Annotated in this window: 25 protein-coding genes and 1 pseudogene; 15 read left to right on the forward strand and 11 right to left on the reverse strand. The window is 64.2% G+C overall.

Going from position 1 to position 23,642, the window contains the following annotated elements; genetic code table 11:
• Positions 1 to 52: 52 nt before the first annotated feature.
• Entirely contained in the window at positions 53 to 916 is an 864-nt protein-coding gene (locus tag NVV79_RS07750; RefSeq protein WP_303987769.1) for a DMT family transporter, read from the reverse strand.
• 83 nt (positions 917 to 999) lie between these two features.
• Between NVV79_RS07750 and NVV79_RS07755 the strand changes: the two genes are divergently transcribed.
• Entirely contained in the window at positions 1,000 to 2,424 is a 1,425-nt protein-coding gene (locus tag NVV79_RS07755; protein WP_303987771.1) for a PLP-dependent aminotransferase family protein, read from the forward strand.
• A gap of 33 nt (positions 2,425 to 2,457) precedes the next feature.
• Here NVV79_RS07755 and NVV79_RS07760 read toward each other — a convergent pair whose 3' ends face one another.
• Together NVV79_RS07760 and NVV79_RS07765 are read right to left on the reverse strand one after the other, a co-directional pair.
• Entirely contained in the window at positions 2,458 to 2,937 is a 480-nt protein-coding gene (locus tag NVV79_RS07760) for an SRPBCC family protein (RefSeq protein WP_303987773.1), read from the reverse strand.
• A gap of 2 nt (positions 2,938 to 2,939) precedes the next feature.
• A complete protein-coding gene (locus tag NVV79_RS07765) occupies positions 2,940 to 3,272 on the reverse strand; it encodes a helix-turn-helix transcriptional regulator (RefSeq protein WP_303987775.1) in 333 nt (110 codons plus the stop codon).
• 107 nt (positions 3,273 to 3,379) lie between these two features.
• On the opposite strand from NVV79_RS07765, the pseudogene NVV79_RS22545 reads away from it, so the two are divergent.
• From NVV79_RS22545 to NVV79_RS07800, 7 genes and pseudogenes are all read left to right on the forward strand, one after another.
• A pseudogene (locus NVV79_RS22545) lies at positions 3,380 to 4,017 on the forward strand (dihydrofolate reductase family protein); the annotation flags it as partial.
• A 342-nt stretch (positions 4,018 to 4,359) separates the two neighbouring features.
• A complete protein-coding gene (gene sdhC / locus NVV79_RS07775; RefSeq protein ID WP_303987778.1) occupies positions 4,360 to 4,746 on the forward strand; it encodes a succinate dehydrogenase, cytochrome b556 subunit in 387 nt (128 codons plus the stop codon).
• Entirely contained in the window at positions 4,746 to 5,138 is a 393-nt protein-coding gene (sdhD, locus tag NVV79_RS07780; protein ID WP_303987779.1) for a succinate dehydrogenase, hydrophobic membrane anchor protein, read from the forward strand. Before sdhC ends, sdhD begins: the two co-directional genes overlap by 1 nt.
• 4 nt (positions 5,139 to 5,142) lie before the next feature.
• A complete protein-coding gene (gene sdhA, locus NVV79_RS07785; protein WP_303987781.1) occupies positions 5,143 to 6,954 on the forward strand; it encodes a succinate dehydrogenase flavoprotein subunit in 1,812 nt (603 codons plus the stop codon).
• A 1-nt stretch (position 6,955) separates the two neighbouring features.
• Entirely contained in the window at positions 6,956 to 7,417 is a 462-nt protein-coding gene (locus NVV79_RS07790; RefSeq protein ID WP_303987783.1) for a hypothetical protein, read from the forward strand.
• A 25-nt stretch (positions 7,418 to 7,442) separates the two neighbouring features.
• Positions 7,443 to 7,730, forward strand: coding sequence for a hypothetical protein (locus NVV79_RS07795; protein ID WP_303987785.1), 288 nt, complete (start codon positions 7,443 to 7,445; stop codon positions 7,728 to 7,730).
• A 47-nt stretch (positions 7,731 to 7,777) separates the two neighbouring features.
• Complete coding sequence (locus NVV79_RS07800) at positions 7,778 to 8,560, forward strand: succinate dehydrogenase iron-sulfur subunit (protein ID WP_303987787.1); 783 nt, start codon at positions 7,778 to 7,780, stop codon at positions 8,558 to 8,560.
• A gap of 11 nt (positions 8,561 to 8,571) precedes the next feature.
• On the opposite strand, the gene NVV79_RS07805 is transcribed toward NVV79_RS07800, so the two are convergent.
• Positions 8,572 to 9,012 carry a cytochrome c gene (locus tag NVV79_RS07805; protein WP_303987789.1) on the reverse strand — a complete coding sequence of 147 codons (441 nt, stop codon included), beginning with the start codon at positions 9,010 to 9,012 and terminating at the stop codon, positions 8,572 to 8,574.
• A gap of 57 nt (positions 9,013 to 9,069) precedes the next feature.
• Positions 9,070 to 11,124: an FAD-binding protein gene (locus NVV79_RS07810; protein WP_303987791.1), complete on the reverse strand. Its 2,055-nt coding sequence runs from the start codon at positions 11,122 to 11,124 to the stop codon at positions 9,070 to 9,072.
• A 225-nt stretch (positions 11,125 to 11,349) separates the two neighbouring features.
• On the opposite strand from NVV79_RS07810, the gene NVV79_RS07815 reads away from it, so the two are divergent.
• The gene (locus NVV79_RS07815) at positions 11,350 to 11,844 is read left to right on the forward strand and encodes a MarR family winged helix-turn-helix transcriptional regulator (protein WP_303987793.1); all 495 of its coding nucleotides are present in this window, start codon (positions 11,350 to 11,352) and stop codon (positions 11,842 to 11,844) included.
• 404 nt (positions 11,845 to 12,248) lie between these two features.
• Here the strand turns inward: NVV79_RS07815 and NVV79_RS07820 are convergent, their stop codons facing one another.
• The 3 genes from NVV79_RS07820 to NVV79_RS07830 form a co-directional block, all read right to left on the reverse strand.
• Complete coding sequence (locus tag NVV79_RS07820; protein ID WP_303987795.1) at positions 12,249 to 13,739, reverse strand: hypothetical protein; 1,491 nt, start codon at positions 13,737 to 13,739, stop codon at positions 12,249 to 12,251.
• A gap of 86 nt (positions 13,740 to 13,825) precedes the next feature.
• The gene (locus NVV79_RS07825; protein WP_303987797.1) at positions 13,826 to 14,770 is read right to left on the reverse strand and encodes a DMT family transporter; all 945 of its coding nucleotides are present in this window, start codon (positions 14,768 to 14,770) and stop codon (positions 13,826 to 13,828) included.
• A gap of 248 nt (positions 14,771 to 15,018) precedes the next feature.
• Positions 15,019 to 15,969, reverse strand: a complete 951-nt coding sequence (locus NVV79_RS07830) for a tyrosine recombinase XerC (RefSeq protein ID WP_303987799.1) — start codon at positions 15,967 to 15,969, stop codon at positions 15,019 to 15,021.
• A 55-nt stretch (positions 15,970 to 16,024) separates the two neighbouring features.
• Here NVV79_RS07830 and NVV79_RS07835 point away from each other — a divergent pair, with 55 nt between their 5' ends.
• Positions 16,025 to 17,017, forward strand: a complete 993-nt coding sequence (locus tag NVV79_RS07835; RefSeq protein ID WP_303987801.1) for an omptin family outer membrane protease — start codon at positions 16,025 to 16,027, stop codon at positions 17,015 to 17,017.
• Between the two features lie 59 nt (positions 17,018 to 17,076).
• On the opposite strand, the gene NVV79_RS07840 is transcribed toward NVV79_RS07835, so the two are convergent.
• Positions 17,077 to 17,268: a hypothetical protein gene (locus NVV79_RS07840; RefSeq protein WP_303987803.1), complete on the reverse strand. Its 192-nt coding sequence runs from the start codon at positions 17,266 to 17,268 to the stop codon at positions 17,077 to 17,079.
• Positions 17,269 to 17,446: 178 nt separating this feature from the next.
• Between NVV79_RS07840 and NVV79_RS07845 the strand changes: the two genes are divergently transcribed.
• The 3 genes from NVV79_RS07845 to NVV79_RS07855 all read left to right on the forward strand — a co-directional run bounded on the left by NVV79_RS07845 (position 17,447) and on the right by NVV79_RS07855 (position 20,740).
• Positions 17,447 to 17,764: a hypothetical protein gene (locus tag NVV79_RS07845; RefSeq protein WP_303987805.1), complete on the forward strand. Its 318-nt coding sequence runs from the start codon at positions 17,447 to 17,449 to the stop codon at positions 17,762 to 17,764.
• A 60-nt stretch (positions 17,765 to 17,824) separates the two neighbouring features.
• Positions 17,825 to 18,499: a L,D-transpeptidase gene (locus NVV79_RS07850; RefSeq protein WP_303987806.1), complete on the forward strand. Its 675-nt coding sequence runs from the start codon at positions 17,825 to 17,827 to the stop codon at positions 18,497 to 18,499.
• A gap of 72 nt (positions 18,500 to 18,571) precedes the next feature.
• Complete coding sequence (locus tag NVV79_RS07855) at positions 18,572 to 20,740, forward strand: primosomal protein N' (protein ID WP_303987808.1); 2,169 nt, start codon at positions 18,572 to 18,574, stop codon at positions 20,738 to 20,740.
• On the opposite strand, the gene NVV79_RS22550 is transcribed toward NVV79_RS07855, so the two are convergent.
• Both NVV79_RS22550 and NVV79_RS07860 read right to left on the reverse strand, forming a co-directional pair.
• Positions 20,741 to 21,067 (reverse strand): type II toxin-antitoxin system RelE/ParE family toxin, encoded by a 327-nt coding sequence (locus NVV79_RS22550; protein WP_369684713.1) that lies wholly within the window; start codon positions 21,065 to 21,067, stop codon positions 20,741 to 20,743. It lies immediately after the preceding gene.
• The gene (locus NVV79_RS07860; RefSeq protein WP_303987810.1) at positions 21,031 to 21,273 is read right to left on the reverse strand and encodes a type II toxin-antitoxin system ParD family antitoxin; all 243 of its coding nucleotides are present in this window, start codon (positions 21,271 to 21,273) and stop codon (positions 21,031 to 21,033) included. Before NVV79_RS07860 ends, NVV79_RS22550 begins: the two co-directional genes overlap by 37 nt.
• A 230-nt stretch (positions 21,274 to 21,503) precedes the next feature.
• Here NVV79_RS07860 and NVV79_RS07865 point away from each other — a divergent pair, with 230 nt between their 5' ends.
• Positions 21,504 to 22,100, forward strand: a complete 597-nt coding sequence (locus NVV79_RS07865) for a F0F1 ATP synthase subunit delta (protein WP_369684706.1) — start codon at positions 21,504 to 21,506, stop codon at positions 22,098 to 22,100.
• Positions 22,101 to 23,636, forward strand: coding sequence for a F0F1 ATP synthase subunit alpha (gene atpA, locus NVV79_RS07870; protein ID WP_303987814.1), 1,536 nt, complete (start codon positions 22,101 to 22,103; stop codon positions 23,634 to 23,636).
• The last annotated feature ends 6 nt before the right edge of the window (positions 23,637 to 23,642 follow it).

The following is a 23,642-nucleotide window of genomic DNA, read 5'->3' on the forward strand; positions in this document are numbered from 1 at the left end:
CGCGCAATAGACCCCGGCGCGATTCCTCGAAAGCCCGGCATTGCCGGGCTTTCTATTGGGCGAACCTGCGAGCCCCGATAACGCACAGGATGACCGCGACCGTAACCAGCAGCATGATCGGGGTCACCTCTTCGCGCAGCAATGTGGCGGCCAGCGCCAGGCCGAAGAACGGCTGCAGCAATTGCAACTGGCCGACCGCGGCAATGCCGCCCTGGGCAAGGCCGCGATACCAGAAGACGAAGCCGATCAACATGCTGAAGAGCGAGACATAGGCCAGGCTGATCCAGGCCGGTGCGGCGACATCGGCAAATGAGCCGGGCCAGTAGAGCAGCGTCAGCAACCCCATCAGCGGCAGCGACAGCACGAGCGCCCAGCAGATCACCTGCCAGCCGCCGAGCCTGCGCGAGAGCCTGGCGCCTTCGGCATAGCCCAGCCCGCAAACGACGATTGCGCCAAGCATCAGCGCATCGCCGACCGGCGAAGCCGTCAGCCCCTGCGACAGGGCGAACCCGGCCACGAGGGCACTGCCGAGCAGCGAGAAAGCCCAGAAGGCGGCCCTTGGACGTTCCCCGCCCCGGACGACGCCGAAGATTGCCGTCGCCAGCGGCAGCAGACCGATGAAGACGATGGAATGCGCCGAAGTGACATGCTGCAAGGCGAGGGCGGTCAGCAGCGGGAAGCCGACGACGACACCCAGGGCCACGATGGTCAGTGATGCCAGGTCGCCACGGGCCGGCCGGCGCTCCCGGAACAGCAGCAACAGTGCCAGGCTCAGGATACCGGCAATGGCGGCGCGGGCCACCGTGAGGAATACCGGATCGAAGGCCTGTACGGCCACACGGGTGGCAGGCAGCGACCCGCTGAAGATGATGACCCCGATCAACCCGTTGATCCAGCCGCTTCTTGCCTGTTCCATGACCCGCTCCCTGTCGCGGGCCCTTATCCGTTGCCGCTGGCGAAAGTGCCAGCTACAGTGCGGTACGGTTTGAGCGAACTGTTATGGCCACTGAAGCAATACAGACAGAGCCGGTAAGCCGCATCGGCATGGTGATGGCGACCATTCGCCAGCGGATTGCCGCCCGGACCTTGGTCGCCGGCTCCAAGCTGCCATCGGTGCGGGCGCTGGCGCGATCCATGCAGGTCTCGGTGTCCACCGTGGTGGAGGCCTATAACCGGCTCGTCGCCGAAGGGGCGATCCTCTCCCGTCCGGGATCGGGCTTCTATGTCGCCTCCCAGGTTGCCCCGATGGAGTTGTCGGCGCTGGAGCCGAAGCTGGACCGCGCCATCGATCCGCTCTGGATATCCCGGCAATCGCTGGAAGGGGACGAGGCCGTGCTGAAGCCGGGCTGCGGCTGGATGCCGGCATCGTGGTTGCCGCAGCAGGTTATCCGCAAGGCTCTGCGTACCGTATCGCGGGGCCGTGCCGAAGCGCTGGCGAATTATGGCTCGCCACTGGGATTGCCGCCGCTCCGCCAGTTGATCAGCCGGCGGCTGGGCGAGCGTGGTGTGGAAGCATCTCCCGATCAGATCATGCTGACCGAAAGCGGCACGCAGGCCATCGATCTGCTGTGTCGATACCTGCTCGAGCCGGGCGACACCGTGCTGGTGGACGATCCATGCTATTTCAATTTCCAGGCCCTGTTGCGGGCGCATCGCATCAGGATGGTCAGCGTGCCCTACACGCCGACCGGGCCGGATATCGACGCCTTCGCCGCCATTCTCGCCGAGCGGCACCCGCGGCTCTACATCACCAATTCCGCCGTGCACAATCCGACAGGGGCCATCCTGTCGCCGGTCACCGCGCACCGCGTCCTCAAGCTGGCCGACCAGCATGGGCTGATCATCATCGAGGACGACATCTTCGCTGACTTCGAGCATGTGCCGGCGCCGCGGCTTGCCGGGTTCGACGGGCTCAATCGGGTGATCCAGATCGGCAGCTTCTCGAAGACCCTGTCGGCATCGGCCCGCTGCGGCTTCGTTGCGGCCCGGCCGGAATGGATCGAGGGGCTGATCGATCTCAAGATCGCGACCATGTTCGGCGGGGCGCGGCTGAACGAGGAACTCATGCATGCCGTGCTGAGCGATAGCGGCTTTCGCAAACATGCCGCCGCCCTGCGGGTCAGGCTCGAACGCGCGCGCCGCGAAGTGGGGGAGCGTCTCCGCGAGATCGGCGTCATGCCCTGGATTGAGCCGCGCGCCGGCATATTCCTCTGGTGCCGCCTGCCCGCCGGCATGGATTCTGCCGAGGTGGCGCGCCTTGCTCTGGCTTCGGGGCTCGTTCTCGCACCGGGCAACGCCTTCAGCGTCGCACAGACTGCGGGCGCCTATATGCGCTTCAACGTTGCGCAGATGGACGAACGTGTATTCGACATCTTGCAGTCCTGCATCCGACAAGGCCTGCTTTCGCCTTCCACCCGACAATAAACGCCGCCGCCCGAACCGATGCGGCAGCAGCGTTCAGCCATCCAGCCAGGTGGCAAGGCCGTCCAGGGTCTGCAGTCCATATTCCACCGCGCCGAAGTCGATGACCGCCTGCCGCCGCTCGCGACTTGGGTGAAGCTGGCGCATGGTCAGCACGGTCTTGCCGTCGGCCTGTTCATCGAAGGTAATGGTCATGTAGAAGCGCTCGGGATCGTCGGGCTCCGGAGTGCCGTAATCCACCACGATCAGTTCGCCGGGCACGATCTTGAGGAAGCGCATCATGTTGGGGAAGCGCTGCTGCTGGCCTTCGAACTCGCCCACCATGTCGAAGCGCCACACGCCACCCTCGCGGATATCGGCCTCATGATTCTCGATGACGAGGCCGGCCGGACCATACCATTGGGCCAGCGCCTCCGGATCCATCCAGGCGGCGAAGACCTTGCGGCGCGGATGCTTCAGCACCTTGACCAGAACGATCTCGCGATCGAGCGACCAGGTCTCGAACAGCTTTTCCATGCTCATTCTCTTTCCGTCCTGTCCAGATAGGCTTCCAGCCGGTCGAGCCGCTCGGCCCAGCCGCGGCGCTCCGCTTCCATCCAGTTTGCCGCCTCGTCGAAGCGCGCCCGCTCCAGCCGGCACCAGCGGCTGCGCCCGCGCTTCTCGCTGGCAATCAGCCCGCACTCTTCCAGCACTTTGAGATGCTGGGCGAAGGAGGGCAGCGCCATGTCGAAGGGCTCGGCCAGAACAGTCACAGGCATCTCCCCTTCGGCAAGCCGTGACACCACGGCGCGGCGGGTGGGGTCGCTGAGGGCGTGAAAGGCAAGGTCGAGCGGGGTCGAATGATAAGGCATGCGCCACGGTAAGGTGGATCGTGCAGTTGCGTCAACAACAATAAGGCACTTGCCTTTGTATTCCATCTGAATTATTAAGGCATCTACCTTACTATCAGGAGGCGCCAATGGCCGTTCGTGTCGATCTCAACATTTCCCTGGACGGTTTCGCGACCACCACGGATCAGACGCCCGACAATCCGTTCGGCGATGACTGGCCGCGTCTGGTTGCTGCCTATGCCGCCACCCGAACGGTGCGTGAGCGCGTGTTCAAGGACAGGTCCGGAGCAGGCACTACCGGCATCGACGAGCAATATGCCCAGGCCTATTTCTCAACTATCGGAGCCGAGATTATCGGCGCGGCATGTTCGGGCTTCACGCGCATCCCAACGATCCCGACTGGCGCGGCTGGTGGGGAGAAGAGCCGCCCTTCCGCGTTCCGGTCTTCGTTCTCACGCACAAGCCGCGGCCCCCCATCGAAATGGAAGGGGGCACCACGTTTCATTTTCTCAGCACCGCGCTCGCCGATGCGCTCCAGCAGGCGGCGCGCGTCGCCAATGGCAAGGATATACGCATTGGCGGCGGCCTCACCATCGTTCGCGACGCTCTCAAGGCCGGTCTTGTCGACAGGCTGCATGTCGCCATCACACCCATCCTGCTCGGACGCGGCATCCGTCTGTGGGACGACCTGCGCGGGCTGGAAGCCGGTTACACCGTCAAGGCAGAAACCGCCGAGAGCGGGACCGTGCACCTCACTTTCCAGCGCCAGCCGGGGGCCGGCGATCTACGGTGGTCATGGGCCGCCCGGTCGGTGGCTTCTTTCTGGTTAGCTGACCGAAACATGCCGACCGCTCGCCCCGCGAGAGTGATGGCAGCCGAGCGGACCGGCTGCCTCCGGGATTGTGCCGGATTGCCCGATGTCCCCAGGGTCCAAACCACCACCGCAGGCCACTTCGTCCGTTCCGCGCACACCTCGTGCGCTCCACGAACAAAGTGCGGAATGCGCCAAAAGTTGCAGTCCGGCGCTTTGATTTTGTAACCTTTGGGCGCTAGAAGTCTCAAACCATTCCAAACTGCGAGCGGCAGAGCCGCGCGCCAGCGAGGCTTCATGACGGTTCGCTCCCGCCCCCTTTCGCCGCATCTGCAAATCTACCGCTGGACCATCACGATGACGATGTCGATCGTCCATCGGGCTACCGGCATCGCCAATTATGCCGGCACGGTGCTGCTGGTCGCCTGGCTGGTCGCCGCCGCCAGCGGGCAGGAAGCGCTCAATGTGGTCAATGCCATCTATGGCTCCTGGTTCGGCCAATTGGTGCTGTTCGGCTTCACCTGGTCGCTGATCCATCACATGCTGGGCGGCATCCGCCATTTCATCTGGGATTTCATCATCGGCATGGAGCCGGGGCAGCGCGAGGCGCTGGCCTGGGCCAATCTGATCGCTTCCATCGTCCTGACCCTCCTGGTCTGGACCGTTTTCGTCTGGATGGCATGATGCGCGACACCGTCATTACCCGCGACATGGTCGCCAATCCCAAGACCAAATACGGCAATGCGCGGGCCTCGACCCGGCATTTCATCACCCAGCGGGTGACCGGGGCGATCAATATCGCCTTTCTGATCTTTCTGCTGTTCGTGGTGGTGCGGCTGGCCGGGCAGGATCGGCCGGACATGGTCTCCGTGCTGGGCAATGCCTGGATCGGCCTGCCGTTGGCGGCGCTTTTGGTCGTGGTGACAGTGCATATGCGCAACGGCATGCGCGATACGCTCGAAGATTATTTCGCGGGCAGAATCTATCGCCTGCTGATGCTGCTCAACACCTTGTTCTGCATTCTCGTCGCGGTGGCCGGGGTCGCCGCGCTTCTCAAGCTCGTCTTCTGGGGTTAACGCAATGGCGCAATACGAACTCATCGACCACGAATTCGACGTGGTCGTGGTTGGCGCCGGCGGCGCGGGTCTGCGCGCCACGCTCGGCATGGCCGAGCAGGGCTTCAACACCGCCTGCATCACCAAGGTCTTCCCCACCCGGTCACACACCGTGGCGGCGCAGGGCGGCATCGCCGCCTCGCTGCAGAATATGGGGCCGGATTCCTGGCAGTGGCACATGTATGACACCGTCAAGGGGTCGGACTGGCTGGGCGACAATGACGCCATGGAGTACCTGGCCCGCGAGGCGCCGGCGGCGATCTATGAGCTCGAACATTACGGCGTTCCCTTCAGCCGCACCAATGAGGGCAAGATCTACCAGCGCCCGTTCGGCGGCCACATGACCGAATTCGGCGAAGGCCCGCCGGTGCAGCGCACCTGCGCCGCCGCCGACCGTACCGGCCACGCCATCCTCCACACGCTTTACGGCCAGAGCCTGCGCAACAATGCGCAATTCTATATCGAATATTTCGCCCTCGACCTGATCATGGGCGAGGATGGCTCCTGCCAGGGCGTCATTGCCTGGAAGCTCGACGACGGCACCCTGCACCGCTTCCGCGCCAAACTGGTCGTGCTGGGCACGGGCGGCTATGGCCGCACCTATTTCTCGGCCACTTCAGCCCATACCTGCACCGGCGACGGCAATGGCATGGTGGCCCGCGCCGGCCTGCCTTTGCAGGACATGGAATTCGTGCAGTTCCACCCCACCGGCATCTATGGCGCCGGCGTCCTCATCACCGAAGGCGCGCGCGGCGAGGGCGGCTATCTGACCAATTCGGAAGGCGAGCGCTTCATGGAGCGCTATGCCCCCAATGCCAAGGACCTTGCCAGCCGCGACGTGGTCTCCCGCTGCATGACGCTCGAGATCCGCGAGGGCAGGGGCGTGGGTCCCAAGAAGGACCATATCTACCTCCATCTCGACCATCTCGACCCCAAGGTGCTCCATGAGCGCCTGCCGGGCATCACGGAGTCGGCCAAGATTTTCGCCGGCGTCGACCTCACCCGCGAGCCCATCCCGGTGCTGCCGACGGTGCACTATAATATGGGCGGCATTCCCGCCAATTATCACGGCGAGGTGCTGAATCCCACGCCGGACAATCCCGATCGCGTCGTGCCGGGCCTGATGGCCGTCGGCGAAGCCGCCTGCGCCTCGGTGCATGGCGCCAACCGGCTGGGCTCCAATTCGCTGACCGACCTCGTGGTCTTCGGTCGCGCCGCCGCTTTGCGCGCCGGCAAGGTGCTCGACAAGGCCGCGCCCGTTCCCGGCATCAACAAGGCGCAGGACGACAGGATTCTCGCCCGCTTCGACCGGTTGCGCAACGCGTCGGGCAGCCAGCCCACGGCCAAGCTGCGCGACGAGATGCAGCGCACCATGCAGGCCGATGCCGCCGTGTTCCGCACCGACGAGTCGCTCAAGAGTGGCGTCAAGGGCATGACCGAGATCTATGGCCGCCTCGCCGATGTGCAGGTCACCGACCGCAGCCTGATCTGGAATACCGATCTGGTCGAAACGCTCGAGCTCGAAAATCTCATGGCCAATGCCATGGTGACCGTGGTTTCGGCCGAGGCGCGCCACGAATCGCGCGGCGCCCACGCGCATGAGGATTATCCCAGCCGCGACGACGAGAACTGGCGCAAGCATACGCTGAGCTGGATCGACACCGATACCGGCGCCGTGCGGCTGGGCTATCGCCCGGTCCATGTCGATCCGCTGACCCCCCAGAGCGAAGGCGGCATCGATTTGAAGAAGATCGCGCCCAAGGCGCGCGTGTATTGAGATGAAGCCTCTGGCACTCGCGATTGCAGCAATGCTGGCGGGAGCCTCGGCTCCCGCCCATGCCGTATCGGAGACCGCCGAAGGCTTTGCCGCGGCCATGCAGGGCTGCTGGAACCGCGCCAGCTGGAGCGCCGATATCGACGCGCAACGGGCCGATCCCGGCTATTCCATATCCAGCCAGATGTGCCTGTCGGGCGGCGTCGAAGGCGCGTTGACCCTGCTCGATTGTGGCGGCGTCAACAACCTGGTCGAGTGTAACCAGGCCGGCGGGCGCTATGTGTTCGCCGCCGAAAAATTCCAGCGCATCTATGACGATGGCCTGCTGGCCGGGGGCAGCGACAGTTGCGACGTGTTCCTCGAGGCGGGGCGTCAATTCACCCTGCGCAACTGCCAATGGGTGGTCGCGCCGGCTGCGGCCGAAGCCATCGGCGACGTGGTCTATGAGCGGGCGATCGGGCAATGAGCAAGGTCATTCGCAAGGAGCTGAGATGAGATTTTTCGCCATTCTGGCCGCCTTGGGCCTGCTGACCGTCCCGGCTCTCGCCGCGCCCAGCCAGGCGCAGAAGGATGAATTCTATGCCGTCTGCATGGGCATCGCGCAGGATGCGCAGCTCTGCGGCTGCAAGGCCGATGCGGCCATGACGCTGATCGACGAGCGCTTCATGGGTGTGGTCATCGCCGCGATGAAGGGCACTGCCTCGCCGGCATCGGGCGATTACAACGCCTACAATACCTACGTCGCCAAATCGAACCAGATCTGCAAGCCGAACTACTAGAATTTCGCGCCGGTTGAGCGGCGTGTGTTGAGAAGGAAGACCGACCCATGGTCGAACTGATGCTCCCCAAGGCCGATCGCCCCACCAAGGGCAAGACCTGGCCCAAGCCCGCCAATGCTAACAGGCTGCGCGAGTATCACATCTATCGCTACGATCCCGACCAGGGCGCCAATCCGCGCATCGATACCTATTTCGTCGATCTCGACGATTGTGGCCCGATGATCCTCGATGGCCTGCTGTGGATCAAGAACAAGGTCGATCCGACCCTCACCCTGCGCCGCTCCTGCCGCGAGGGCATTTGCGGTTCGTGCTCGATGAATATCAACGGGCTCAACACGCTGGCCTGCACCAAGGGCATGGATGACTCCACCGGCCCGATCAAGATCTACCCGCTGCCGCATATGCCTGTCGTGAAGGACCTCGTTCCCGACCTCAGCACCTTCTATGCCCAGCACCGCGCCATCGAGCCCTGGCTCAAGACCACTTCGCCCACGCCGGAAAAGGAATGGACCCAGTCGGTGCCGCAGCGCGCCAAGCTCGACGGGCTCTATGAGTGCATTCTCTGCGCCTGCTGCTCCACCTCCTGCCCGAGCTATTGGTGGAATGGCGAAAAATATCTCGGCCCGGCGGCCCTACTGCAAGCCTATCGCTGGCTGATCGATTCGCGCGACGAGACCACGCAGGAGCGGCTCGATGACCTCGAAGATCCGTTCAAGCTCTATCGCTGCCACACGATCATGAACTGCGCCAAGGTCTGCCCCAAGGGGCTGAACCCGGCCAAGGCCATCGCCGAAATCAAGAAGATGATGGTGGAGCGCAAGGCGGCCTGAGCCGCCTTGCTTTAACGCCGCATGAAGTCCTTTTCGATATAGGTCACCAGCGCCTCGAGTTCCTCGAGCGTGAAGGCGCCGTTGACCTGGACGCCTGCGGGGATCGGCCCCAGCTCTTCGCCGAAGCAGGACACGTCAGTATAGGCGCCCTTGAGCCAGCCCGGCATGCGCGTTCCGGGCAGGCCGCAGCTGATGATGTCGAGCATGGTCTGCCGGTCCAGCGCGCTGGTGCGCAGGTTGGGGCCCTTGGGGAAGTCGACGCTCACCCCGCCGGCGCCCTTGGGACCATGGCAATTGGCGCAGCTGCCTTCGACATAGACGCGGCGGCCCTCCTTGAGCATGTCGGCATCGGTATTGTCCTGGGCCAGCGTGGCTGGCCCCGCTGCGGCGAACAGTGCCGCCCCGCCCAGGACGGCAAGCCAGAGCTTTCGGCCCCCTTTCACTGAAGTCATCGTTCTCCCTTCCATTGGTGGAACCCGGCGGCATGGCTGCCGCCGGGACAGGCATGATCAGATCAGCGGTTCCTGCACGATATTGGTCGCGGCCATATAGCCGGTGACCGTGGCCCGGCCGATGCCGTGCTGGCGGCCGCCGCCGCTGGCTTCGCCGCCGGCATAGAGGCCGGGTATGGCCTGCCCGTTCATGTCCATCACCTGGGCCTTGCCGTTGATGCGCAGCCCGCCATAGGAATCGTTGACCGCCAGCGGGATGATCGCGGCATAGAAGGGGCCGGTCTCGATCTTGTGCATGACGGGTTTTTCGAACTCGTCGTCCACGCCCGCTTCGGCGGCAGCGTTATACTTGGCCACCGTCTCCTCGAGATATTTGAGCGGCATATGCTGGTAGGGGTTCTCGGTGACCTTGCGGGCCAGTTCGGCCAGCGTGTCCGCCTTGTGGAAGAACCCGTCCGGCGGCTCGGCGATATAGGGGTGGCGCAGGTCCCAGCCATTGGCGTCCACCGCATTCTGGTCGAAGATCGCCCAGACCGGTCCCGAGGCATAGTCCGGCCCGCGCGAGCCTTCATTCATGGCCAGGGCCGCATCGGCCGCCGCGCCCTTGTTATAGGTGTCGCGCACATGCTCGACGCTGCTGTTGCGCCAGTCGAGCGGGGTGAACGGGTTGTTCGTCCCCGACGAGCCGGGCGGATAGGCGGCATGGGTATCGGCATTGGCCGCGATCGAGCTCTCGTTGTAGAAGCGCTTGCCCACCTGGTTGACGGCGATGACATGTTCCCAGCCGCCCCCGCCGATCGGAATGCCGAAGGCGCGGATGAACTTGAAGACCGGGTGTCCCGGCATCACGGCGTCATAGACGGCGCGCGTGCCGATCGTGCCGACCAGGTGCGGCGTGCCCAGGCTATAGCCATAGGGCTGCAGCATGCCGGCCAGGTTGGCACCCACCCGCATGCTGGCGACGATGCCGCTGGCATCCTCATGGCGCACGCCCATCAGCCCGTCGCCATACTGGATGGATGGCTCGCTCATGCGCGGGTCGAACATGGTGCGGAACGGGATATTGCCCATATAGCCGCCCGTGCCGATGATGACGCCGCGGCGCGCCCTTATATTGATGACCTCCTTGGTCTCGTCGATATTGCCGTCGCTCCACCAGCTTTCCAGGCGCTCGCCGGTTTCGGGGTCGAAGCGCGGCGTATAGCTCGCCTTGACGCCGAGCACGCGGCCCGAAAACTGCTGCTCGCGGATCACCTCGTCCAGGTGCCGGTTGACCATGAAGCGCACGCCCTTCTTGCGCGCGCTGTATTCGAGCGAGCGGGCGATGACGAAGCCGCCATAGATCCAGCCCGGCGCGCCGAAGCCGGTGGCCGAGGGTGCCGGGCCCATGGACTGGTGGTTGAAGGGCGAACTGCGTTCCTCCTCGGTGCTGCCGGCATCCTCGGTGGTGATGGTGCCTGCCTCGATATCGGTGACGTCGCCCAGCTTGATCATCGCCCAGGGCGCGCGGGCCCGGCTCACGCCGCCGCCGTAATGGGTGCCGGCAATGCGGCTGAAGCGGATATGGTTGTCCATCAGGAACTGCCGCACGGCAGGGGCATTGTCGGCCCAGGCGCGGTGCAGTTCGCGGTCGTTGTAGCGATATTCGGCCACCGCGCCGTCATTGACCACCGACCAGTCGGTCATGTCGGTGAAGAGGCGCTCCGGGTCGTCCTCGAAATCCTCGGACGGATGCAGCGGGGCGGTCAGGCCCAGCCCGTCGGGGTCCAGTCCGAGCCGATCGCGCTCCTGGATGGCGTCGCCGCCGCCCAGCGAGGTCCAGCCGCCGCTATGGGCCAGCTTGCCGCCCAGGTCGTAATTCTGCTCGACCACCAGCACCGAGGCGCCCAGGTCGCGTGCCCGCACCGCCGCGGTGAGGCCTACGCCGCCGCCGCCGAGAATGACCACGTCGACCTCGTAGTCCCATTCGGTATCGTTGGCGTCGGCCGCCTGCGCGCCCGTGGCGCCGATGGCGGTGAGGCCCACGGCTCCCACGCCGGCCGCGGCGCCCTGCTTGAAGAATTCGCGCCGGCTCAGCGCATTGTCGTCGTCGTCATCCGGTTTTTTGGACATGCCTTCTCCTCCAGCCGGCACGTTGTGTGCGCGGCTCCCTAAACAACTCATGCTGATGACTTTTCCTCCACCCGACTGTTGCTCAGTTCTTATGGGGGTCGTCAGCTAGTATCCTAGCATACGATTATGCCGGCGCAAGTTTGTATGCATGCATATTTTTCTCTGTTTGAATCGGGCAGGAACAGGATGCATAAGGTGCGCCTTGCGTGATGCGGGAGACCTCTCATGGCCAAACAGGCGGAACAGGACCCGGCCGGGTCGGTTGGCGCGGCGATCCGATCGATGACCGACACGACCTATCGGCAGCATTCCGATGTGCTCTATTCCATCCACGAAGTGTCGCGACTGGTCTCGACCCTGTCCGACCGCGGCCTGGGCGCCCATGGCATCACTCACGCGCAATGGTGGGGCCTGATGCATATCTACGAGCATGAAGGGGCCACCCAGACCGAACTGGCCGAGATCTTCCATATGGGCCGGGCCGCCGCGGGCAAGCTGCTGGAACGGCTCGAAGCCAAGAACTGGGTGGAGCGCCGCCCCGATGCCAATGACAGCCGCGTGCGCCGCGTCTATCTGCGCCACGAGGTGGTGCCGGTCTTCCGCCACATGACCGACCAGGGCTGGCGCCTGTTTCGCTCCCTGCTCGAAGGCATTTCCGATGCCGACGAACAGGTCATCCTTGCCGGCCTGCGCCGCATCAAGGCCAATGCCGAGCGCTGAGCCTGTTTCGCGTTAGGCTCGATCTTGCCCCAGGCGCGGAGCCACCCCTCGCCCCTTGTGGGAGAGGGTGGTTTTCCGCGTTCAGCGGAAAACCGGGTGAGGGGCTTCGAACCGGCCGAAGGCAAAATCGCTCCAGCGGAGCGATTTTAGGTGAGAAGGCCATGAGGGCTACGCCCGAATGGTGCGCCATCCCATGCTTCAATGCTGGCGGGTAGCTCAAAGCCCCCTCATCCGCCCTTCGGGCACCTTCTCCCACGAGGGGAGAAGGGAAACGGGAGTTGCGGCCCCATCCCACCTCGGTCCCACCCCTCAAAGGGCGAGGTGGGCAGGAGCCGAGAATGCCACCCTAAAACGAAAACGGCGGGGCTTTCATCCCGCCGTCCATAAATCCCGCTGCTGCCGAATTACTCGGCTTCGCTGCTCAGGATGACCGTGCCGGCCTCATAGGCGGCCTTGCAGTCATTGGCATCGTGATATTCGTCGCTGTCCAGCAGCACCGAGGCGGCGTCCGGGCCTTCGAAGCGCGGGTCGTCGCATTGGTCGTCATTGGCATAGCTCGACTTGTTGTCGCCAAATTCGATGTGGCTGCTGTCATAGGGCGCGCCGGCGGCATATTCGGGCGAATAGACCATGCGGATCGATACCTGTCCGGCTTCTTCCAGCGTGCGGCAGTCGGTGGCATCGCCATACATGTCGTCGGTCATCAGCTTCTTGTCGGTGCCGGGGCCCTGGAAACGCAGGTCGTCGCATTCCCCGTCATTGGCCCATTTGCTCCAGTCGCTGCCATAGTCGAAGGCGGCGGTGGATGCGAGGGACGTGGCGGAGCCGCCAAAGGTGGCGGTGCCCGCTTCCACGGCGGCGCGGCAATCGTCGGCATCGTGGCCCATATCGGCGTCGAGCAGTTCGCTGGCAACGCCTGACCCCGAGAAGCGCGGATCGTCGCATTCGCCGTCATTGGCCCATTCGCTGGTATTGTCGCCATAGTCGATATCGGCGCTGTCACCCACGAAGGTCACCGTGCCGAGGTCATAGGCGGACTGGCAGTCATTGGCATCCTTGAGGATGTCGGCATCGACCAGCTCGGCGGCGGAACCGGTGCCCTGGAAACGCGGATCGTCGCATTCGCCATCATTGGCCCACTCGCTGGAATTGTCGCCGAAGTCGATATCTTCCGCCGTGGCGGCCGGTGTGTCGCCATCGCCCACGAAGGTCACCGTGCCGGTGTTATAGGCGGCCTGGCAGTCGGTGGCGTCCTTGAGGATATCGTCATCGACCAGTTCGGCGGCCGTGCCCGAACCCTCGAAGCGCGGATCGTCGCATTCGCCGTCATTGGCCCATTCGCTCGAATCATCGCCGAAGTCGATATCGGCTTCCGTGACATCAGGCGTGTCGCCATCGCCCACGAACTGGACCGTGCCGGCCTCATAGGCGGCGCGGCAGTCGGTAGCGTCCTTGAGAATGTCGTCATCGACCAGTTCGCTGGCCGAGCCGGTGCCGGCAAAGCGCGGGTCGTCGCATTCCCTGTCATTGGTCCACTGGCCGGAATCGTCGCCGAAGTCGATATCGGCAGCGCTGGTGGCGGCTGCCCCGCCCTCGACCAGGGTCACGGTGCCGGCCGCAAAGGCGGCGCGGCAGTCGGTGGCGTCTTTGAGAATATCGCTGTCGACCAGCTCGGCAGCCGAGCCGGAGCCTTCGAAGCGGGGATCGTCGCATTCCCCGTCATTGGCCCAGGGGCTCGAATCATCGCCGAAGTCGATATCGCCGGTCACGGCGGTGGTTGTGGCTGGCGGATTCTTCTTGTTGTCGAGCTTCTGCGCCATGGCTGGCGCGGCAAGCCCACCGGCCAGGACCAGGGCGAGCACGGCTCCGCCCAGAACCTTTTGGAATGCGTTCATCGGTTGTCCCTTCCCAGATGTCTGCCGCAAGTCGTGGCTGGACATTACAGCGGCTTTGCGGCGGCCAAAAGCCGTCGGCAAAAGATTCAGCCCGTTGCGCCACGCGCCCGGCGCTCGGCACGGGTGAACAGCACCGATCCTAGCAGGACCAGCGCCGTGCCCACCCCATGAAACAGGGTGAAAGGTTCGGAAAGCACGATGACGGCAATGACAATTGTCACGATAGGCCCGAAGGCGGCAGTGGAGGAAGTGGCCCGCGCCCCGATCCGTGCCATGCCAGCATTCATCAGGAAGCTGGGCAGCACCGTGCCGAGCACGCCCAAAGCCAGGCCATAGGTCCAGAGCTGCGGCGTCAGGGCCAGATAGCTTTGTGGTCCCGCGATGATCAGGTTCTGCAGAATCGCGCAGATGGCGGCGGTGGACATGCCGATGCAGGTGAACAGCGCCGAACCCAGCATCAGCATCTGCCTTTTGGCCAGGTGCTGATAGAGCGCGAAGGTAATGGCCGAGCCCAGCACCAGCAGTGTGCCGATCACGATGCCATCAGGATCGACCGCCAGGTTCCAGCCGAAAATCACCAAGAGGCCCCCGTAGCTCACCAGCATGGCGGGAACCACGCCCCAAACCATGCGGTCGCCGAAGAACCAGACGCCGAACAGCACGACGAAGAAGGGATAGGTGAACAGCACCAGCCGCTCATATTGTGCGGTGAGGAAATTGAGCCCGAGAAAATCGAGATAGCTCGACAGGTAATAACCCAGAATGCCGATGGCCATGCTCGATAGCACCAGCTTCGGGCTGAGCCCGGCGCGCAATCTGGGCTCTCGGCTCAATATGGTGACGAGAATGACCAGATAGACCGGCAGGGCCACCAGCATGCGCAGGCTCAGCAGCATTTCGGTCGAGACGCCCTCGCCATAGGCGAGCTTGATGAAGATGCCCTTGGTGGAAAACAGAATCGCGCCGCACACGGCAAGGCCGTAACCGATGGGGTCGTTGCGGGCGGGAGCGGTTGGTGCGGTCGAGGTCATGGAAGGGTCCTGGGAGGAGCCGCCATGCCAGTCACCGGAGCGCCAGAATGGCGGGCCGGTGAGACGAAGGGCTGGACGTCAGCGCTCGTTCCGGTCCCTGATGGGGCCGGTAAGAAGGATCGCGGAAATGAGGATCGCGGTGGCGTGCATGCCAGTTTGATAGGACCGGCGCGACGGTTCGGCAAGGCCGATATCGCCAAATGCGTTCGCACCTTCTTCTTCGCGTCGATGCTAACAGTCCGTTAACATTAGCCCCGCGGATGCGCCTTGCGGTAGCTCTCCAGCAAGCGGTCCGTATCGACGGCCGTATAGATCTGCGTGGTGGAGAGGCTGGCATGGCCCAGCAGTTCCTGGATGGCCCGCAGGTCGCCGCCGCGACCCAGTAAATGCGTTGCAAATGAATGCCTTAGCGCATGCGGCGTGGCCGAGGGTGGCAGTTGCAATGCACTGCGCAACTGCACCATCCGTTGCTGGATCAGCCGCGGCGACAGCACCCCGCCCTTGACCCCGCGAAACAAAGGCTCCTCCGGCCAGGATTTGAACGGGCAGAGCTCGATATAGAGGTCGATCGCCTTGCGCACTGGTTCGATGACAGGCACCAGCCGCACCTTGCCGCCCTTGCCGGTCACCCGCAGAACCTGGCTTTCGAGATCGCCCGAGGTCAGCGCCAGAGCCTCGGAAATACGCAGGCCCGCGCCATAACACAGCGACAGCACCGCCATGTCGCGCGCCGCCACCCAAGGGCGCTCCTCCATGTCAGCAGTCGTGGTGATGGTCTGCCGCGCCTCGATCACGGTCAGCGCCTTGGGCAGGCTCTTGGGCAGTTTGGGTGTGCGGATCACGTTGAGCGCCTCGGTCGCCACCACGCCTTCGCGTTCGAGGAAGCGGAAGAAGCTCTTGAGCGCCGACAGCACCCGCGCCAGCGAGCGCGAGCCCAGGCTTTCCGCGCGCCTCTGCGCCATGAAGGCGCGAATATCGGCGCCGCGCAGCTCCTTCAGCGTTGCCAGCGTCACCGGCCCGCCGGTATGGCCGGCGAGAAAGCTCAGGAACTGGCCGACATCGCGGCTGTAGGCTTCGAGCGTATTGGGTGCCAGCCGGCGCACCGAGCCGAGCTCGCGCTGCCAGCCGGCAAGCTGGGCGCGGATGAATTCGTCACTGGCAAAGGCGGAATCGACCATGGCTGCAGTCTGGTCCGGCATGGTAAACCCAACCTTAACCCGGCTCGGCCATGGTTGTTGCAAAGGAGACAGGCCGATGCGCATTTCATTCATTCCCGCCCTCGGCATTCTGGCGTCGCTCGGGTCCGGAACCGCCATGGCCCAGTCTCCCGATATGTGGCGGCAGGACCCCTATTGGGGCGGCGGCGCCACGGTGAACTACGCTCCCGACGATACGGTGCGCGCCAATGCCAGCCTCGGCGTCATGTATCTTGAAGGCAACGAAAAGGTGCTCAGCGGCGACTATACGGTCAGCCACCTGATCTGGCAGACCCTGACGCCGGTGCTGCGTGGCAGCATTGCCGTGGATTTCGGTGGCGGCCTCAGCGCCAGCCTCGAAGGCAGCATGGCCGGTTTCGGCAGCGGCTATATGGAAGATTACGACTGGCTCAAGGGCGACGATACCTTTGCCGACTGGTCCCATCGCAGCCAGCATCCCGATACAAGGCTCGACCATTATTTCACCGGCGCGGCCGCGCTGGGCTACGAACTGGTCAATGACGGCAGCGCGGTCATCCGGGCGCATGGCGGCATCAAATATTCCGATGTGCAATGGACCGCCTATGGCGGCACCTACACCTATTCCAGCGGCGGCGGCTTCCGCGACATTGCCGGCAGCATTCCCGATGGTGTGGCGGGCATCACCTATCGCCAGCAACTCCCGGAGCTGTTCCTGGGCGTCGACGGCGAGGAGCATTACGGCAATTTCCGCGTCGGCGGGCTGCTGCGGGGCGGGCTGACGTTCCTGGGCGTCGCCACCGACGATCACTATCTGCGCATTCCGCCGCTGCATTTCGTGGATTCGCTGTGGGTCGCGCCGACCTTTACCGCCGGCGTCGATGTCGGTTTCGCCCTTGGCCGCAATGCCGAGCTGACCCTGGCGGCCCGCTATGACCACATCTTCGAGCAGCGCGGCGATACCAAGGTCTACGACGCCAATACCGATACCTTGATCAGCAATACGGTAGCCACGGCCGCGGCCGGTCTGCGCAGCGCCGAGATCACGGCGGGAATCAAGGGCTCCTTCTAGAGCGTTTCCAGCAAAAGTGGCCACTGTTTTGCGGTTCGGAAACGCGACAAAACAAGGCCCTAGCGGACATGCAGGGTGAAATCGGGGCGCTGGCTGGGCGGAATGCCCAGATCGTCATAGAGCCGCGCCGGCACTTGCTGCGGTATCCGCTGGCGGCGCAAAGCCTGCTGCAGCAGGGCATAGAGACCGGCTTTTTCGGCAATGGCGACCAGCTCGTCGCTATGGTTCAGGCGATCGATCATCTGCGTCATGACACTCTCCTGTGCTTGGGACGTCATGTTGCACCCGATCCCTGACAGGGCCTGTCAGCAGTCGACGGCGCCCTGCCTGTGGCCCAATTGCACCATGTCCGAAGCCCAATGTCCGGCGGGCCAACACGCTGGCGTGAGCAGGCTTTTACCCGCCGGGCGGGCGGGCTAAGGCCGGGCCATGACGCGTCTGCTCAGCATTGCCGTCCTGATCGTGGCCCTGGTCGCCCTTGCCGCGCCCAGTCTGTCACTGGGCGTGAGCGCCTATCCGCCGACATCGACCCAGCTCCATGTTTCATCGGGTGACCTGATGGCGGCAAAGCCCTGCAAGTCGCTGGGTGGCAAGCGCGTGCTGCCCTGCCATCCCGATCTCGGAGTCATGGTCAGCCAGGCGTCACTTGTCTTCCCCTCGATCCGGCAGCGGTCGTGGCGCGATGTGGTGGTGCCACTCGCGGCGCCGCAGCCAGAGGCCGAATTGCCGCCGCCCAGAGCGGCCTGAGCTTTTCGTCCTTCACCATTTCCCTGTCCGCGGCCATAAGGCCGCCTATCCAGTATTGTCATGACCAGTCTTTCCCTTGGCCGCCGCCAGTTCATGGCCGGCGCCGCCAGTCTTTCCGCCCTGGCCCTTGCGGGGTGTGCCACCACGACCCAGCGCCCCAGCGTGCCCGCCGCCCCGATCCGCCATGCGGTCCCCGCCGATGTGCAGCTGATGTATGGCCCGGTCTATGACGAGCCTTTCCCGCTGCGTGCTGCCGACATGTCGCTGGTCGATCCGATCTACTGGCGCCAGCAGGTCATCGATCCGACGGGAGAAAAGCCCGGCACGGTCGTCGTCGATACGGCCAACCGCTTCCTCTATCACGTGGGCAACGATGGCATGGCCACGCGCTATGGCGTGGGTATCGGCCGTGACGGCTATGCCTGGTCGGGCCGCGCCCATATCGCCTACAAGCGTGCCTGGCCGAAATGGACGCCGCCCTCGGAAATGATCGATCGCCAGCCCGAACTGGAGCCCTATCGCTACGGCATGGAGCCGGGCATCGATAATCCACTGGGCGCGCGCACGCTCTATATCCACCAGGGCAATGTCGACACGATCTACCGCATTCACGGCAATCCCGACGAGCGTTCCATCGGGCAGGCGGTGTCGAGCGGCTGCGTGCGCCTGCTGCAGCAGGACATCATCCACCTGCATGATGCGGTAAGGACCGGCGCGACGCTCGTCGTCGCCTAAAGCGTTTCGATAGCCGGGGCTGGCAGAATCACTTGCGCTCCCTATGTTCGGATGCGAACAGAACGGGCACAAATGGAAGACCGTCCAGATATCGTCGCCGTCATGGTGGGGGTCGCGGTAGAGACCCCCTATAGCTATCGCGTTCCACCGGGCATGGTGGTGACGCGCGGCTCGATCGTGGCCGTGCCGCTGGGTCCACGGCTGACTTTGGGCGTGGTCTGGGGTGCGCCGAAGGACATGGTGGCGCATAACCGGCTGCGCGATATCGCCCTTGCCTATGACATTCCCCCGCTCAGCGAGGAACTGCTCAAGCTGGTCGATTGGGTTTCCCGCTATACTTTGGCAACGCCGGGCATGGTGCTGCGCGCCGTTTTGCGCTCCACCGAGGCGCTCGATCCGCCCCGGCCGGTCATTGCCTATCGCCGCACCGGCCATGAGCCGGAAAAGCTTACCCCGGCCCGGCTGCGCGTGCTCGATACCCTGCTGGACGACATGGCCTGGCCCAAGGCCGCGCTGGTCGGCGCCACCGGCGTTTCGCCCTCTGTCATCGAGGGGCTGGAGCGGGCAGGGGCCGTCGAACGGCTCGAAATGCCGCCGCCCCCCGTCGTGCTGCCGCCTGATCCCGATGGCGCCATTGCCACGCTCTCGGCCGAGCAGCAACGGGCGCTGGACGAGATCACCGCGCTCGACCCGCAGCAATTCGGCGTCGCCCTGCTCGATGGCGTCACTGGCGGCGGCAAGACCGAGGTGTTCTTCGAGGCGGTGGCCGACACATTGCGGGCTGGGCGGCAGGCGCTGATCCTGCTGCCCGAAATCGCGCTGACCAACACCTTCATCGCCCGCTTCACCCGCCGCTTCGGCACGAGGCCCGCCGAATGGCATTCCGACATGACCCCGGCGCAGCGGGCAAAAGTCTGGCGCGGCGTGCTCGATGGCTCGGTGCGCGCCGTGGTCGGTGCCCGTTCGGCCTTGTTCCTGCCTTTCCGCGAACTGGGCATGCTGGTGCTCGATGAAGAGCATGACGGCGCCTACAAGCAGTCCGACGGGGTCAACTACCATGCCCGCGACATGGCCGTGGTGCGCGCCCATCTCAGCAATGCGCGCGTCATCCTCTCATCGGCCACGCCATCGGTCGAAACGCGCAATAATGCCAATGCCGGGCGCTATGCCCATGTGCTGCTGACCTCGCGCTTTGCCGAGGCGGCCATGCCCAATGTCACGGCCATCGACATGCGGGTGGACGGGCCGGAAAAGGGCCAGTGGATCGCCCCGCAACTGGCGCGCGAGGTCTTCGCGGCCCTCGACCGGGGCGAGCAGGCGCTGCTGTTCCTCAACCGGCGCGGCTATGCCCCGCTGACGCTGTGCAAATCCTGCGGCCATCAATATCAATGCCCGGACTGTTCCGCCTGGATGGTCGAGCACCGCTTTCGCGGCGTGCTGATGTGCCACCATTGCGGGCACGAAGTGCGCACGCCCAAGGTCTGCGGCCAGTGCGGCGACACCGAAAGCCTCACCGCCGTCGGTCCCGGCATCGAACGGGTGGCCGAAGAGGCCGCTGCCCGCTTCCCCGATGCGCGGCGGGTGATCCTCTCCTCGGATATGGGCAGCAATGCCCAGCTGCGCGAGCGCTTCGCCGAGATCGAGCGGGGCGAGTTCGACCTCATCATCGGCACCCAGCTGGTGTCCAAGGGCCACCACTTCGAGAAACTCTCCGTGGTGGGCGTGCTCGATGCCGATCTGGGCTTGGCACATGGCGATCCGCGCGCCGCCGAAAAGACCTTCCAGATCCTGACCCAGGTGGCGGGCCGCGCCGGCCGCGCCTCCAAGACCGGCAAGGCGTTCCTCCAGACCTATCACCCCGATCATCCTGTGATGCGTGCCATGGTCACAGGCGACCGCGAGGCCTTCTATGCCCATGAGCTGATGGCGCGTGAAGCCGGCGGATTGCCGCCTTTCGGCCGGCTGGCCGCGCTCATCGTCTCGGCCAATGAGCATGAGGTGGCCATGGGCTTTGCCAAAAAGCTGCTCTCGGCCGCCCCCATGGCCGATGGCGTCCGCCTGTTCGGCCCGGCCGACGCGCCCGTTGCCATGGTCCGCGGCCGCCATCGCGTGCGACTGCTGGCGCAATCCGGCAAGGATTTCGACCTCTCCGGCTATGTCCGCTTCTGGCTGGGTTCGGCCGAGAAGGTGACCGGGAATCTCAGGGTCCAGGTGGATATCGACCCGATGAGTTTTATGTAGTCAGAGATGACGGCGCACATCCATATTCTGGTGCAGCACGCGAATGATCTCGATGCCATCATCGACCGCCCGGTAATAGATAAAGTGCGATCCGGAAAGTAGCTTCCGATGGCCTGGACGTATGGTAACGGGCACGCCGCTATCGGGGTTGGCAAGGGCAGCTTTCAGTTGGTTCCGAAGGGCCAGGTAATATTCGTCCGCCTGCGTTTTGGACCATTGCTCGAAAGAATAGCGCCAGATCGAGATCCAGGTCCCTTCGGGCTCTTTGGGAAATGTGGATTCGTGGCATGCTAGCCGAGATACTTGTGATGCATTTCGTCGAGGAATGCATCGGGGTCAAACGGGGTGAACGGCCCCTTCTCCCCCTCGATCAAAGCATCCTGCAGTGCCTTGACCTTGGCCTCGTGCTCTTCAAGAAGCCGCAGTCCCGCGCGCACTACATCGCTGGCCGAGCCATAGCGGCCCGCTTCGACTTGAGTGTCGATAAAATCGATGAAATGGTCGTTCAGTGAAACCGAAGTGTTGCGCGCCATGATCATGCTCCTTGGCCGCAAGGGTACCAATTTTTGGTACACGCTGCAAGCAGGGACCCCACTCCCCTGCGACACTTTCGCCGCATTTGAATCGCGCCCCCACGTCTTGCAAGCCGCGCGGGGCTTGTGCTAGAGCGAGCGCGACTTTGAAGGGGTCTCCGGACGGCCTCTTTCCCAGACAAGAATACGCGTCGGCAACCGCCCGGGTTTCCCCAGAGAGAACTAGGGCGGTGGAGCGGGCAGGCAACCAAGAGGGTGTAGCGGCATTGGCAGCGCAGAATTCAGTGCTTACCCAGATCGCCCGGCCATATGCGTCGGCGCTGTTCGATCTCGCCGAGAGCGAGAACCAGTTGGCATCGGTGGAAACGTCGCTTTCGGACGTGTCCCGCCTTATCGGGGAAAGTGCTGATTTCGCGCGCTTCCTGCGGTCGCCCGTCATTGCCGGCGACGACAAGGCCAAGGCGCTCGATGCGCTGCTGGCCAAGGGGCAGACCAATGCGCTGGTCGCCAACTTCCTCAAGCTCATTGCCCGCAACGGGCGCTTGTTTGCGCTCGATGCCATCATCGTGGCCTTCCGCGAACTGGCCGCCAAGGCGCGTGGCGAAATGACTGCCGACGTGACCTCGGCCAGCCCGCTCAGCGCGGCGCAGGTCAAGTCGCTGGCCGCGACGCTCAAGGGCAAGATCGGCAAGACCGTTACGCTCAACCAGTTTGTCGACCCGTCGCTGATCGGCGGCCTTCAGGTGAAGGTCGGATCGCAGATGATCGACTCTTCCCTCAAGACGAAATTGACCGCGATGAAGATCGCCATGAAAGAGGTCGGATAAATGGACATCAAAGCCGCGGAAATCTCTGCGATCCTCAAGGACCAGATCAAGAATTTCGGCCAGGAAGCCCAGGTTTCCGAAGTCGGCCAGGTGCTTTCCGTCGGTGACGGTATCGCCCGCGTCTATGGCCTCGACAATGTGCAGGCCGGCGAGCTCGTCGAATTCCCCGGCGGCGTCAAGGGCATGGCCCTCAATCTCGAAACCGACAATGTCGGCGTCGTGATCTTCGGCAACGACCGCGCCATCAAGGAAGGCGATGTCGTCAAGCGCACCGGCTCCATCGTGGATACCCCCGTCGGCAAGGGCCTGCTCGGCCGCGTGGTCGATGGCCTGGGCAACCCGATCGACGGCAAGGGTCCGATCGAGCATACCGAACGCCGCCGCGTCGACGTCAAGGCGCCGGGCATCCTGCCGCGCAAGTCGGTGCATGAGCCGATGTCGACCGGTCTCAAGTCCATCGACGCGCTGATCCCGATCGGCCGTGGCCAGCGCGAGCTGATCATCGGTGACCGCCAGACCGGCAAGTCGGCGATCATTCTCGACACCTTCCTCAACCAGAAGCCGGCCCACGACGCCAACGAGTCGGAAACCGACAAGCTCTATTGCATCTATGTCGCCATCGGCCAGAAGCGCTCGACCGTGGCCCAGTTCGTGCGTCAGCTCGAAGAAGCCGGCGCGCTGCAATATTCCGTCGTGATCGCCGCCACCGCGTCCGATCCGGCGCCGCTCCAGTACATCGCGCCCTTCACCGGCTGCGCCATCGGCGAATTCTTCCGCGACAATGGCATGCATGCCGTGATCGCCTATGACGATCTGACCAAGCAGGCCGTCGCCTACCGCCAGATGTCGCTGCTGCTGCGCCGTCCGCCGGGCCGCGAAGCCTATCCGGGCGACGTGTTCTACCTGCATTCCCGCCTGCTCGAGCGCGCCGCCAAGCTCAACGAAGACCACGGTCTTGGTTCGCTCACCGCTCTCCCGGTCATCGAGACCCAGGCCAACGACGTGTCGGCCTATATCCCGACCAACGTGATCTCGATCACCGACGGCCAGATCTTCCTCGAGACCAACCTGTTCTTCCAGGGCATCCGCCCCGCCGTGAACGTGGGTCTGTCGGTGTCGCGCGTGGGCTCCTCGGCCCAGGTCAAGGCGATGAAGCAGGTTGCCGGCTCGCTCAAGGGTGAGCTCAGCCAGTATCGCGAAATGGCCGCCTTCGCCCAGTTCGGTTCGGACCTCGACGCCGCCACCCAGCGCCTGCTGAACCGTGGTGCCCGTCTCACCGAGCTGCTGAAGCAGCCGCAGTTCTCCCCGCTCAAGACGGAAGAACAGGTTGCGGTGATCTTTGCCGGCGCCAATGGCTATCTCGACTCGCTGCCGGTCAACAAGGTTGCCGATTTCGAGAAGACGGTGCTCTCGGCCATGCGCGGCAAGCATGCCGACCTGCTCAAGACCATCGCCACCGAAAAGGCGCTCAGCGACGACTCGCGGGCCCAGCTCAAGGCTGCCCTCGACGACATCAAGAAGACCTACGCGGCTTAAGGCCAT

Source organism: Devosia ginsengisoli (assembly GCF_024707105.1).
Taxonomy (GTDB): domain Bacteria; phylum Pseudomonadota; class Alphaproteobacteria; order Rhizobiales; family Devosiaceae; genus Devosia; species Devosia ginsengisoli_A.

What these genes read in the sequence shown, in the direction of transcription:
- NVV79_RS07795 (WP_303987785.1), top strand. Translation starts at nt 7,443, where the DNA reads ATGAGATTTTTCGCCATTCTGGCCGCCTTGGGCCTGCTGACCGTCCCG.
- NVV79_RS07850 (WP_303987806.1), top strand. Translation starts at nt 17,825, where the DNA reads ATGACCAGTCTTTCCCTTGGCCGCCGCCAGTTCATGGCCGGCGCCGCC.
- sdhA (WP_303987781.1), top strand. Translation starts at nt 5,143, where the DNA reads ATGGCGCAATACGAACTCATCGACCACGAATTCGACGTGGTCGTGGTT.
- NVV79_RS07815 (WP_303987793.1), top strand. Translation starts at nt 11,350, where the DNA reads ATGGCCAAACAGGCGGAACAGGACCCGGCCGGGTCGGTTGGCGCGGCG.
- NVV79_RS07825 (WP_303987797.1), bottom strand. Translation starts at nt 14,770, where the DNA reads ATGACCTCGACCGCACCAACCGCTCCCGCCCGCAACGACCCCATCGGT.
- sdhD (WP_303987779.1), top strand. Translation starts at nt 4,746, where the DNA reads ATGCGCGACACCGTCATTACCCGCGACATGGTCGCCAATCCCAAGACC.
- atpA (WP_303987814.1), top strand. Translation starts at nt 22,101, where the DNA reads ATGGACATCAAAGCCGCGGAAATCTCTGCGATCCTCAAGGACCAGATC.
- NVV79_RS07760 (WP_303987773.1), bottom strand. Translation starts at nt 2,937, where the DNA reads ATGGAAAAGCTGTTCGAGACCTGGTCGCTCGATCGCGAGATCGTTCTG.
- NVV79_RS07805 (WP_303987789.1), bottom strand. Translation starts at nt 9,012, where the DNA reads ATGACTTCAGTGAAAGGGGGCCGAAAGCTCTGGCTTGCCGTCCTGGGC.
- sdhC (WP_303987778.1), top strand. Translation starts at nt 4,360, where the DNA reads ATGACGGTTCGCTCCCGCCCCCTTTCGCCGCATCTGCAAATCTACCGC.
- NVV79_RS07835 (WP_303987801.1), top strand. Translation starts at nt 16,025, where the DNA reads ATGCGCATTTCATTCATTCCCGCCCTCGGCATTCTGGCGTCGCTCGGG.
- NVV79_RS07790 (WP_303987783.1), top strand. Translation starts at nt 6,956, where the DNA reads ATGAAGCCTCTGGCACTCGCGATTGCAGCAATGCTGGCGGGAGCCTCG.
- NVV79_RS07800 (WP_303987787.1), top strand. Translation starts at nt 7,778, where the DNA reads ATGGTCGAACTGATGCTCCCCAAGGCCGATCGCCCCACCAAGGGCAAG.
- NVV79_RS07860 (WP_303987810.1), bottom strand. Translation starts at nt 21,273, where the DNA reads ATGGCGCGCAACACTTCGGTTTCACTGAACGACCATTTCATCGATTTT.
- NVV79_RS07750 (WP_303987769.1), bottom strand. Translation starts at nt 916, where the DNA reads ATGGAACAGGCAAGAAGCGGCTGGATCAACGGGTTGATCGGGGTCATC.
- NVV79_RS07765 (WP_303987775.1), bottom strand. Translation starts at nt 3,272, where the DNA reads ATGCCTTATCATTCGACCCCGCTCGACCTTGCCTTTCACGCCCTCAGC.
- NVV79_RS07830 (WP_303987799.1), bottom strand. Translation starts at nt 15,969, where the DNA reads ATGCCGGACCAGACTGCAGCCATGGTCGATTCCGCCTTTGCCAGTGAC.
- NVV79_RS07820 (WP_303987795.1), bottom strand. Translation starts at nt 13,739, where the DNA reads ATGAACGCATTCCAAAAGGTTCTGGGCGGAGCCGTGCTCGCCCTGGTC.
- NVV79_RS07840 (WP_303987803.1), bottom strand. Translation starts at nt 17,268, where the DNA reads ATGACGCAGATGATCGATCGCCTGAACCATAGCGACGAGCTGGTCGCC.
- NVV79_RS07755 (WP_303987771.1), top strand. Translation starts at nt 1,000, where the DNA reads ATGGCCACTGAAGCAATACAGACAGAGCCGGTAAGCCGCATCGGCATG.
- NVV79_RS07845 (WP_303987805.1), top strand. Translation starts at nt 17,447, where the DNA reads ATGACGCGTCTGCTCAGCATTGCCGTCCTGATCGTGGCCCTGGTCGCC.
- NVV79_RS07810 (WP_303987791.1), bottom strand. Translation starts at nt 11,124, where the DNA reads ATGTCCAAAAAACCGGATGACGACGACGACAATGCGCTGAGCCGGCGC.
- NVV79_RS07855 (WP_303987808.1), top strand. Translation starts at nt 18,572, where the DNA reads ATGGAAGACCGTCCAGATATCGTCGCCGTCATGGTGGGGGTCGCGGTA.